Genomic DNA, 11,569 nt, shown 5'->3' with positions numbered 1-11,569 from the left:
TTTTGGGGGGGGCGAGATTGTGTTGTAAATACGAAAATCAAATTCCAAATGTAAAATCCAAGAGACCAATTTCCAGAAATCAATTTTCTAAAAACCAAGAGTTCGCAGTTTTGTTCGGTCATAGGCGCAGGAGGCACCATGTTTCAATTTATGACATCTACAAAGATCATCTTTGGTGATGGAGCACTCTCCGCTTCATTGTCTCTCTTTAATCAATACGGTTACAGCGTGCTATTGGTGACTGGCAATACATTAGAGCGCACTTCAATAGTTACTGACTATCTCGATGCACAGAGTATGCGCTATCAACACATTGCCGTATCCGGTGAACCTAATATCAAAATGGTTGAGGAGGCTGCTATTTCTGCACGTCGATTTAAGCCAGATATGGTTGTCGCTATGGGGGGCGGTAGCGCCATCGATATGGGCAAAGCGTTAGCCGCGGTTTTACCTAACCAAGGTAGTTTGTATGACTATGTTGAAGTCGTTGGGCGTAATGTCCCTCTTAAAACCAAACCACTTCCGTTCATTGCGATTCCAACCACAGCGAGTACAGGTGCAGAAGTCACTAAAAACGCGGTGCTGAAATCAGGGCAAGACCAAGTGAAAATCAGCCTTAGAAACCCAGACATGCTGGCTGACGTTGCGATTGTTGACCCAACCCTAACTCATGGTACGAATCTGTATTTGTCGGGGCGAGGTGCTATGGACGCATTTACCCATCTAATGGAAGCCTATGTGTGCGGTGAACCGAACCCACTGACTGATATGATCTGTGAAGAAGGCTTACGTAAGCTGAGTGGCTCTGTCATTCAGGCGTGTATCTACGATGAACCTCAAGCGCGTTCTGATCTCGCGTTTTCCTCTATGTTAGGGGGAATAGCGATAACTAACGCCAAACTTGGTGCTGCGCATGGTTTGGCTTCTGCGTTAGGTGGCAAGATATCTGCACCACACAGTGTTATAACAGCGCGCATAGCGCCATTTGTGATGATGGAGAACATCGCTGTTGCGAAAGAACAGCAGAGGAGTGACATCCTAGCGCGTTATCAGCGAATTTCTCAGATAGTGACAGGTAACGTAGAAGCAACAGAGGAAGAGGCAATTTCTTGGTTGTCTGAAGTGTTGGATACGCTCAAGCTTCCAAGCTTACTGGAATTTGGTGTCTGTGAAGCCCAGTTTGATGAGGTGTCTGCCGACGCGCTCAAATCGGTGGCGATTAAAGGGAACCCTTTACCGCTGAACCAAGAACGACTCGTACGTATTCTGAAGAAGGTTTGCGAGAAGTGCGGTTGTGTAGAAGGGCGTCATGAGGGAGCTTCAATGAATCAAATTGAGCAAGAGCCTGCCGCCGAGTCGAACTTTACCATTATCAACTCTTATGCGTCCGAGAACAGCGTGGTTGAGAAGGGCAATAGCTGGACTATCTAACAGTCTTCAATCTGTTCTCGGCATAACCAGACACACTATAATCAATCACAGCACAAACCCATTTAAACAGACAAATAAAAACGGAGCTCTAGGCTCCGTTTTTCAATTGAATTTAATTCTTAAGCTCACATCTTAACAGATTAGAACTGAGAGTACTTTTCGTAACGTGAATCACGAAGTGACTCTTTTACTCGTTTCAGGTTCTCTCGGAAGCCAGAACCACGACGAAGCGTAAAGCCTGTTGCTAACACATCGATAACCGTCATCTGAACAACACGACTTGCCATTGGCATGTAAACGTCAGTGTCTTCCGGTACATCCAATGAGATAGACAGAGAACTCGCTTTATCTAGCGGAGAGTCTTTTGCTGTGATAGCGATAACTGTCGCGCCGTTTTCACGAGCTAAGTTCGCAATCTCTACTTGGCTTTTAGTGCGGCCAGTGTGAGAGATCAGAACAATAACATCGTTATCACTGCAGTTAATGCAGCTCATGCGTTGCATCACGATGTCTTCGAAACAAGTGATTGGGATATTGAAACGAATGAATTTGTTTTGAGCATCTTTGGCTACAGCAGAAGAGGCACCCAGTCCGAAGAACGAAATGCGTTTTGCTTGAGTCAGTAAGTCAACCGCTCGATTTACTTGCATCGCGTCTAAACTGTTTTTAGCAACATCTAGACAAGCCATAGTTGATTCAAAAATCTTATGCGTGTAAGCATCTGGGCCGTCATCTTCTTCAACATTACGGTTCACGTAAGGTGTACCGTTCGCCAAGCTTTGAGCTAGGTGAAGTTTAAAGTCAGGGAAGCCCTTTGTGTCTAAACGACGACAGAAGCGGTTAACTGTAGGCTCACTCACGTCAGCCATTTTCGCTAAGGTAGCAATGCTAGAATGAATTGCAGTTTGAGGGGAAGCCATGATTACTTCGGCTACCTTACGCTCAGACTTGCTGAAGTTTTCCAGGTTTTTTTGTATTTTTTCTAATGTATTCATAGTGTTCACAAGGGTATAGAGAACAACTTGCTAGTTAATATCTTTTACCAGGGGGTATGGCTGAAACAAATATAAGAAAATACAAAACCAAACTTATATTCGGTATTGTAAATTCTACTGCATCAAATAGATATCAAGCTAACTAGCACCATAGAGTCAGTATAAACCCAACATACTATTCACTAATACAAAAACACGGCATCAATGCTTAAGAATATGACAAACCTCAACAAAATTTTAGAAAACTACAGAATTGGAAGAGGGTTTGAGCAAAAAGAATGCAAATTGAGTATGAACTGACAGCTAAGTTACATCAAAAAGAAAGAAATTTTCAATTTGATGCAACTAAAATTGAATGGCTAGGCGTTGATTAGCTTAACCAATTTGGTGATTTTACTCATCAAGTTGGGTGCTAGTTTAGAGATTTCACGCTGTTCTTCAAGCACTGAAGAGAGAATATCGTTGCCCGTCAGTGGGTTTGCTAATACTACACGGAAAACGATGATTGGCTGATGCGCCCATATTTCGGGGTTTAAGCGGGTGCGCGATACGAAAGACTTGCCCGTTTCACGTTGCTTCTTCTGAATAAACTTGGTCAGTTCATTCAGTAGCTCATTCAGTTCAACACGCTCTGGTGCTTTAGCCTTGAGTAGTGCTGCTTTGACTGATTCAGGCACATAGCGATAGGTCAGTAGGCAAAGCTCAGGCTCTGAAACCAGTTCGAAGTCGTTTTGATCTTTAATCAGGTCAGCAAAGTAGCGCGCTTTATTGATGCTCTGGTCGATCAGCAGTTCATACCCAGGGCGACTGATGATGTGCATTGAGGCGTAGACTAACATTGCCATACCTGAACGAGAGCCTTCTAACGTATGGCTACCTAAGTCTTTTGAGCCTTTGCGAAGGATGTATTGAGCATGATGTTCGATTGCGGTCATCGCATCTGGCTTCTTAAACAAAACCATGCCAGCACCCATAGGGATATAAAGCTGTTTATGTGCATCAATCGTAACTGAATCAGCCAATTCAATACCATCAAGTAGGTGACGATGGTTGTTCGACATTAGAGTCGCACCGCCCCAAGCGGCATCAACATGGAAATGACAATCGGATTCAGCACACACTTCTGCAATGTCTCTTAGAGGGTCGATATTACCGGTTTCGGTTGTACCAGCCACACCAATGACAGCGAAAGGCTTTATCTTATTCTGCTTGAGCTGTTCAATCTTGAGTCTTAGATCGTCAGTACAAATGCGGTTGTCGTTATCCGTTTTAACAGACACTAGACCTTCTTGACCAATACCAAGGACATCCGCTGCTTTTTTCAGAGAGTAGTGACCACGTTCAGAAACCAAGATAGCAAGGCCTTCGTAGCCGTAGTGCTTCATGGCTTTAAATAAGCCTTCTTTTTCCACACCTTTGAACGAACCTTGTGCTTTTAGCGCATTGTTACGAGCAACCCAAAGCGCAGTAATATTCGCGATGGTACCGCCAGAACAAAACGCTCCTAAAGAGTGGTTGGCACTGTGCATCCAGCGAGAATAAAACTGGTCGCTATCCTGATAAATCAGGCGATGTAACATACCCAGAACTTGACGTTCTAGGGGAGTGAAAGCTTTTGAGGTCTCGATTTTTACTAGATTCTGATTTAGCGCAATCATGATTTTAGACAGCGGCATCAGGAAATAGGGTAGCGCAGACGTCATGTGACCAATAAAACTTGGCGACGACGTATGTACAGAATGAGATACAAGAGAATCGAGGAGATGCTCGGTATGTTCTGAAACAAACTCAGGCTGCTCTGGGATATGAGCATTCGAAAAATCTTTCTCAATCTCACGTAATGGCTTTTCTTCAGCCACAATGTGTTCACGTAAGAATTGATTCAGGTTTCGTGAAAGTTTGTCTTCGATTTGAGTGAGTGTTGAGTCTGGGCCTTCTGGTACTGTAAAGATACGTAGAAGACTGTCAAAGCTAACATCTGCTGTTTTTTGTTCCGTAACCATAGCAAGCGAGTTATTTTTCTTATATTGACGCGAGCGGGATAATCTAAACGAAAACGGGAACAATGTCCCGTCTTAATTATGAAATCCAACTTCCCATAAAAGCATAGTAAATTAAGGGTTATTTACACTTGATCGCTTCTAGTTTGGCGATCGACTGGTTGTAACGCTGCAGTGCTGTATCGATTTGCTTAGGGTGACTAAGCAGCTCAGCAAAGGCGGAACGTAGCTCGTAGTTTTGAGCGTGAGGTGTTGATTGGCGGTCGTCGAACGTTGTTTTCGCAATTCTACCAAGCTCATCATCACGTGTTGATAACGTCTTAATGTCGTGTTGTTCCAGTTGCAGCCAGCCTTCTACCGGTTGCTCTGTTGCCACTTTGCTTGAATCGTTCACAAGGTAGTAGTTTACCGCAGCGCGATTAAGCTCGAAGTGGTGCTTACGACCTTCTAGGAACCACTCGCTTACTTCTGTCAATTCTGGGTATTGCTCAGAAGTTAATGTAGCGAGGTCAGCATACCAACCTAAAGAGGCGTCGATGTACGCATCATATTTTTTTGCTTGGCACTGATTTGTCTCAGACATTGAATCTGCTGCAAAAGAGAAAGTCGAAGTTGAAGCTAGCAGTAATGCGACGCAAAGGCGTTTCATAGCGGTTCCTTTTGTAAGTTTATTCTTTTTATAACGGTGTCGTTACAGATTACCGTGATCATTATTTGTTGAGCAATGACACTTAGTGTCTTTTTATTTCGGTAACTGTATCGGTGTCTTGGGCATCGGTATTCGAGTTGCATTCTAATCTAAAACAAACGCTATTCCTGCGATCTAGTTAGCAAGAGATACAAAGAACAACATCAATATCGGGACAAGCAAGCTGAGGATAAAGCCACTGACTATGGCGACTGGCACGCACCGAACGCCACCTGTGGTTTGAATGACAGGTAATGTGAAATCCATCGCTGTTGCGCCTGCATAACCAATCGATGTGCATGGGTAGCTTCGGATCAGCACAGGAATAAGTATTAAAGCAACTAACTCCCTCAGCAGTTCGAGCATGAACGAAGCACCACCATAAATAGGACCAAAGGCGTCGCCCATCAAGATACCGGCTAAAGAATACCAGCCAAACCCTGAAGACATTGCCAAGGCTCTGAACAAAGGAATATCAAGGATATAAGCCGCAATAATACCACCAAGCATTGAGGTGGTGATGATTGCGATTGCGATTACCATACCGTGCTTGTTGAGTAAGATTTGACGAAGTGTTAGTCCGCTATTGCGTAACTGAATGCCAATAAAGAACAGTAGAACAAACAGAATCCATTCACTCGCGGTATCAACCCAATCAAGTCCAATAGGCAGAACTAAACCCGCAATAAGGCCGGAACCGACCACTAAGATGAGTTTGGCAGACTCCATCGCCATAGAAGACAGGGGGAGTTTCTTATTACAGCTGTCTGTCTGGAGTGGCAGTAACTTATCAATAGCAGGTAGCGCCATTAGATTACAAACGCTTAAGCAGACGAAGAAAGTGGCCGTGTATAGAAGAATTGTCTGCAGGTTACTGCCTAGGTTATCGAGTGCGGCTAAGCTAAGTCCCATTAACGCGAGAATCACGTAGATCAACCGCGAAGTAGAGCGGTTGATAAATTCTAGCGTCTGAGCGTTCGAAATTGAAAAAAGATACCCCACGACGAGTGGCGCAAATATAAAGATCACCCCTGTAAACATGCTTTCCCCATTGCATTGACTTCATATTGCATTTACTAGCAATTTAACAGTAACTTAGAAGCCGCTAGTATTGATCACGTCACTTAGCTTTGCATTAAAATCCTGTTTGCTCAAGTTGCTTAATTTATAAAGTACTTCCGCTCCTGTCACGTTTAGTTCTACTTCGTGCTCATCAATGTTCTCATCCTTGTTTCTAAACATCAGTAGGTGGTTAGCTATTCGCGCAATATCAAGGTAAGACACCTCGCGCTCTTCGTGATTATTAATGGTGTTGCTGCACACATCGATAAAGTCGCTGTCGAAACCCCAGCGTCTAAGGACCAACTTACTGGTTGCTGAACATTGGCCTTGGAATATTTGCAGTGCGATGTCGTGATCTAAATAGTTCCCGTTGTCTAGGTAGAGGTGATATTCACTAACCAAACAGAACAAGCCAATGTCTGCAAGTAACCCAACAAGTAGTGACTTTTCATGCTCTAGATAACGGTATTCGGTAGGGGATAGTTCTTTAAATAGGTTAGTGACTAACACCATAGTTGCGGCGAGTTCTTTTGATACAGAAGCGCTCTGAACCAATAGCTCGTTGCACTCTTTACTCAAATTGACGGAATGTTTAAGTTGTTCAATAGCCTGAGCCGTGACAATGTCACGCACTCTCAATATACCAAGACGCGATACGGCCGTCATAACATCGACACAAGTAATATTGCGTCTGTTGAAGACAACTGAGTTAGCAACTCTGATCACGATTGCTGTCAGCCCTGGGTCTTCAAGTAAGCACTCGGCAACTTCGGCGACGCCTGTTGGTTCAAGAGTACATAGCTTTTGAATTTTAAGTACAACCTCAGGAATCGGAGGAAGAGTTATTTTTCCCGCTGAGATGGAATGTCCAACAAGTTGGGCAAACTCGGATTCTAGGCCCTTAAGGAGAAGAGCTTTATTTTGTGGTAGCCAGAAAAATGATAAATGATTCATATTAAGAGTAAGAACATGTATGTCGTACCATTTTACAAGCCGCGATGCTGCGAGGCAATACTCATCGAACCACATAAGCTTTGATAACTTGAACGGGGGTATCACTAAGAATTAAATTCTTGGCGTGATTTGATAGTTTAATGTGATGTAAATCATTAAAAGCAAGGATATTCAACTGATTGATGTGAGCTGCGCCCTGACTTATTTTTCTTTTCGAAGTATCATTTATTTCAAAGGTGACAAACGAAACCATAATATTCACCTAAACATTAAATAGATTTAAAATTTTCGCATAAAAAGCTGCTTGTCTGGCGATCAACCTAATCGGGGTAATTTGATTAAGGATCAACGGATATGACCGAGACAGCATTTATTAATTACGTGAATCAATTTGGTGAACATCAAAAGCGCTCTATGTTTGGAGGTATTGGCCTCTTTCAAAATGACGCTATGTTCGCTTTGTTGAGTGAAGATTGTGTATTCATTCGAGGTGGGAAGTTATTAGATAAAAAGCTGACGGGGCTTGATTGTGAAAAGTATCGTCACGTAAAAAAGCAGACGACAGCAACCGTGAATTACTACGACATCACGGATCTCTTTACGTCTGAGCATCCTGAATTGGATAGTATTATTCGTACTTCAATCGATAATTCAATTCAGCAGCGTAGCTTCAAAAAATCATCTGCGAGCCTTAGATTAAGGGATTTGCCTAACATGCAACTGACGTTAGAACGCATGGTTAAAAAGGCTGGAGTGGATGATGTTTCAATGTTTATGCAGTTGGGTGCATCTGAAGTGTTTAATAAGGTTCGCGAAGCGTACGGAAACGATGTTGACCTAAAATTACTTTGGAAGTTTGCGGGTGCAATTGATGGTATTCACTGGAAACTATTACAAGAGCCACGCAAGCAGCAATTATTAAAGAGCTGCCACTAAAGATATCGCCTGTATATGCATAAGATTACTTTTTATATATAAAAACCGAGGGATTTCCTCGGTTTTTTTGTTTCTATCTAGCCCGTTTTAAAGGCTAAGCCCTTATTAAGAGCTTTCTCGTTTTACTTAAAGCTTGAAACGAGTCGTGAACATTAACTGATCACCGTAGAAATCATTTATACGAACTTCTGCACCTAGAGAGAATAGTTCTGTAGAGTGGAAACGCACGTAAGCAGAACCGATCCAATCATCTTTATCATCGATAGAAACGTAACCGCCTTTGCCGCCAACTTCTAGTTGTGGGCCAAGCCATTGACGAACACCAACGTTGAATTCCATACCAACATCAGGAGAGCTTTTCGCTGCTGGTTGAACTATACGAGCTAGCATTTCACCCGTTAGATCTGCCCAGTTGTTAATTGGAGCGTGGAAACCAAGACCTACAGCAGAGTCGTAATCGCCTTCAAATTCTGAATCGATACGCGCTACTGCGTGAGCATTCGGGTGGATTGACTTACTGAACGCACCACCAAATGTAATTGGGCTCGCACCGATACGAGCGTCAAAGTAATCGTAGCTAAAGTTGCTCATTACTTGTGCTTGTTCATTTGGTTGTCCATCGACAGCTAGTGCTTGGCTAGAAGCCAATAGCATAGCGGTAGTAAGTAAAATTTTGCGCATAACGACCGTAAACCTTTATTAGTGTTGATCCCTTTGGTTTGATAAAAAATAGCCAAACCATAAACATTGAGACAGTTTAATCTAACTCGCGGAAAAATAACCCATAAAAATGCAATTCATTTGTCATTTAGCTAAAAAATAAGCAAGTAAAGCACTGCTCTGTTACAGAGATCTCATGTTTTAGGACTATTTAACAAAATCTAGTATCCATTCACTTGTTATTGATAACTATTAGATACACTTAATTTACTCACTGTTATGCAAAATACACTTCGTGTTAAAACTGCAATAGCGATTAAATCGCTATTCATCATCTAATCACTATTCAGTAAACAATCTATATTTACCAACCTATCGCTATTCACCGAAACTAGTTCGCTTGTCCGACATTGATGTCAGTATTCGCTCAGTATCTAAAATGGAAGTCCAGTTTAACAACTGCTTGTCGTTTGCAATGACATAGTCTGTCAGTTGTTGAGTAATCGTGTCTCTAAGTTGATCGCCTTGCCAAGGTTTTGAAATATAAAAATCAAGCGCCGCGTTGTTAATTGCTGTGACGGTATCTTCTAGCCCAGCTTGCCCGGTGAGCAGCAGCTTGCGTGTTGGCTTTGTAGAATCGTGCTGGTTAAGTTCGATAAGAAAGTCGATCCCCGTTTTGTCAGGCATGATGTGGTCACACAAGATTAAGGCGAGCTTAATACCTTCCTGTCCCATTTCTTGAATGACTTGCTTAGCTTCATCGACCGATTCGGCACCTTCAACAATAAAGTTGTCTTCAAATGGTGCTAAATCTTGAAGGACACTATTGAGAACTTCAGGTTCATCATCGACACATAAAATTAGGTACTTATTCATGAGGTGCTCCTTCTTGTTTGAATGGAAGCCACACTTGCATGTGTGTATGGCTGCCTACCTCAGACTCCACCAAAATAAAACCTTGATGAGCCGAAACGATTTGTTGAGAAATGGATAACCCAATCCCTAAACCGAAGTTGCCTTCTTTTTTGGTCGTGAAGTTTGGGTTGAAAATAGTGTTGATGTCTTCTTTGGCGATACCGTGTCCAGTGTCCGATATTTGCACTACAAGAAACGTGTCGTCACCTTTAGTGTCTTGAGATGTGGTGATAGAGACTTTGCCTCGCTCTGAAAGAGCATCAAGTGCATTAGAGAGAAGGTTGGTCCACACTTGTTGCAGCGAGAGCGACTGGCACAATAGAGGCGGCAAGTCGGTGTCGTAATGCTTCTCTAGTTGGTGGTGTTTGAGCCTGTTTTCAAAGATCACTAAGGTATCTTCAAGTCCTTCGTGAACATCCGCGTAGTGGCGAACCTCTTCATCTTCTCGGGCATAGCTTTTTAGGCTTTTGACCATATCGGCAATACGTTTGCTGCAAACTTGAATTGAGCGGATAGAGTTTCCAACATAGTGATAATGCTCTAAGTCATTAAGTAGCTCTTTGCCTGCGACTGGGGAGCCTTTTAAGGTATCTAGAACCGCAGAGTCTTGGCTCAGGTTCAGTCTTACGGCTTTTTTAGCTAGCGCGCGGTCATCGATAGTAGAGGTGAGGTGTTTTACAAGTTGTCTTTCTTGAGCTGTTGATAGTGGCTTCGCCATTTTTGACTGTGCTAATACATCCGTCCCTTTATTGGATTCTGGGAGTGCCGAGTTCTCGAGTATTTGATCGAGATGTTCAGACAAGGTTTCAATGCTTCGCAAGATCGCTGCAATCGGGTTGTTCAACTCATGTGCAACACCCGCCACGAGTTGGCCGAGCATCGCCATTTTCTCTTTCTCTATCAATTGTTGATGTGCAGATTCCAACGATTCTAGCGTTTGCTGAAGCTGGATCTTATTGTTGATGCTTCTTTGTAATCGTCGGTTAAAGTGACGGAGTAGTAGATTGGTAAACAGCGGCAGCAGAGTGTTGTTTGAATGCATCACCTGAGCAAAGCTATCTTTATCCAGTTTGATGACTTGGGTCTGAGTCAGAGTAATCGCAGTAGAAAACGAAGGCTCACCCGTCACGAATGACATCCCTCCGACAATATTGCCCTTAGAGTGACGCACAACTTCGCGTTGCTGCCCCAGTTCATCTTTTTTATAGAGCGCCGCTTCACCTTCAATAATTAACCAAAGAAAGCGATTATCTTCGCCCTCAACCGTCAGCAGATGCTCTGGTGAATAATCACGAATGGCCTTGGTTTTATCATCTTTTGAAAAGACATCCTGCAGAGCACTGACGACACGCTCAGCAAGGGCATTGTCAGAAAGCTGGTGGTAATCGTGAATGAAACCCGATTGGAAAGAGTGAATCTTTTGTTCAATGTGCGCTCTGAGTAAGCGCTGTTGATCCAATGCATCGCTGTAAGAGAGCAGGTTTTCTGAGTCGTATTGGATGACAAAAGACGTTAGCTCTTTTTGCGCTGATTTGAATAGAACCTGATCTTGAACTGGCTTGGTTAGACAGTGGTTGAGCCTGCCTTCATTTACAGCGGTTAGAATGGATTGAATGTCTGACGAAGCGCTGACTAATATCGTTCTTGCGGTATTACTATGGGGCAGCTGTTCGAGTTCAATCAGAAATTGCACGCCATTAAATTCAGAATGATGATGAGTGATCACCAAGGCTACGGTTTGGTTGTGATCATGAATATCTTCTAATGCGTGATGCGCGTCTTCTATGTTCTCGGCAGTATAAATATCGAATACAGAAGCCAACGGAGCCAACTCCGAACGTATTCTTTCAATGCTAACCGGATTATTGTCCAAACAGATAACAGCGTATTGATTCACAGCTCAACCTTAATAGTAGCGACGTCTCTAG

At 43.0% G+C, this 11,569-nt stretch carries 10 protein-coding genes; 2 read left to right on the top strand and 8 right to left on the bottom strand.

The genetic code is table 11. The annotated features are described in order from the left end of the window. Positions 1–138: 138 nt before the first annotated feature. Entirely contained in the window at positions 139–1,431 is a 1,293-nt protein-coding gene (locus tag OCV30_RS09250) for an iron-containing alcohol dehydrogenase (protein ID WP_065680226.1), read from the top strand. Positions 1,432–1,571: 140 nt separating this feature from the next. On the opposite strand, the gene OCV30_RS09245 is transcribed toward OCV30_RS09250, so the two are convergent. The 5 genes from OCV30_RS09245 to OCV30_RS09225 all read right to left on the bottom strand — a co-directional run bounded on the left by OCV30_RS09245 (position 1,572) and on the right by OCV30_RS09225 (position 7,130). Further along, complete coding sequence (locus tag OCV30_RS09245; RefSeq protein ID WP_004734686.1) at positions 1,572–2,426, bottom strand: MurR/RpiR family transcriptional regulator; 855 nt, start codon at positions 2,424–2,426, stop codon at positions 1,572–1,574. Positions 2,427–2,785: 359 nt separating this feature from the next. After that, complete coding sequence (panP, locus tag OCV30_RS09240; protein ID WP_017101464.1) at positions 2,786–4,429, bottom strand: pyridoxal-dependent aspartate 1-decarboxylase PanP; 1,644 nt, start codon at positions 4,427–4,429, stop codon at positions 2,786–2,788. Positions 4,430–4,547: 118 nt separating this feature from the next. Continuing rightward, complete coding sequence (locus OCV30_RS09235) at positions 4,548–5,075, bottom strand: hypothetical protein (protein ID WP_009847065.1); 528 nt, start codon at positions 5,073–5,075, stop codon at positions 4,548–4,550. Positions 5,076–5,249: 174 nt separating this feature from the next. Further along, complete coding sequence (locus tag OCV30_RS09230; protein ID WP_065680227.1) at positions 5,250–6,155, bottom strand: LysO family transporter; 906 nt, start codon at positions 6,153–6,155, stop codon at positions 5,250–5,252. A gap of 54 nt (positions 6,156–6,209) precedes the next feature. Then, on the bottom strand, positions 6,210–7,130 hold the full coding sequence (locus OCV30_RS09225; protein ID WP_017096721.1) for an HDOD domain-containing protein: 921 nt from the start codon (positions 7,128–7,130) through the stop codon (positions 6,210–6,212). A gap of 354 nt (positions 7,131–7,484) precedes the next feature. Here OCV30_RS09225 and OCV30_RS09220 point away from each other — a divergent pair, with 354 nt between their 5' ends. Then, the gene (locus OCV30_RS09220) at positions 7,485–8,066 is read left to right on the top strand and encodes a TfoX/Sxy family DNA transformation protein (RefSeq protein WP_065680228.1); all 582 of its coding nucleotides are present in this window, start codon (positions 7,485–7,487) and stop codon (positions 8,064–8,066) included. A gap of 126 nt (positions 8,067–8,192) precedes the next feature. Here the strand turns inward: OCV30_RS09220 and OCV30_RS09215 are convergent, their stop codons facing one another. The 3 genes from OCV30_RS09215 to OCV30_RS09205 all read right to left on the bottom strand — a co-directional run bounded on the left by OCV30_RS09215 (position 8,193) and on the right by OCV30_RS09205 (position 11,538). Continuing rightward, positions 8,193–8,747 (bottom strand): hypothetical protein, encoded by a 555-nt coding sequence (locus OCV30_RS09215; protein ID WP_009847060.1) that lies wholly within the window; start codon positions 8,745–8,747, stop codon positions 8,193–8,195. A 357-nt stretch (positions 8,748–9,104) separates the two neighbouring features. After that, positions 9,105–9,602: a response regulator gene (locus OCV30_RS09210; RefSeq protein ID WP_065680229.1), complete on the bottom strand. Its 498-nt coding sequence runs from the start codon at positions 9,600–9,602 to the stop codon at positions 9,105–9,107. Next, on the bottom strand, positions 9,595–11,538 hold the full coding sequence (locus OCV30_RS09205) for an ATP-binding protein (RefSeq protein ID WP_065680230.1): 1,944 nt from the start codon (positions 11,536–11,538) through the stop codon (positions 9,595–9,597). Before OCV30_RS09205 ends, OCV30_RS09210 begins: the two co-directional genes overlap by 8 nt. Between the last annotated feature and the right edge of the window lie 31 nt (positions 11,539–11,569).

Source organism: Vibrio atlanticus (assembly GCF_024347315.1).
GTDB classification, from domain to species: Bacteria; Pseudomonadota; Gammaproteobacteria; order Enterobacterales; family Vibrionaceae; genus Vibrio; species Vibrio atlanticus.
Note: the sequence above shows the minus strand (reverse complement) of the source record. Positions and strands in the feature narration are given on the sequence as shown.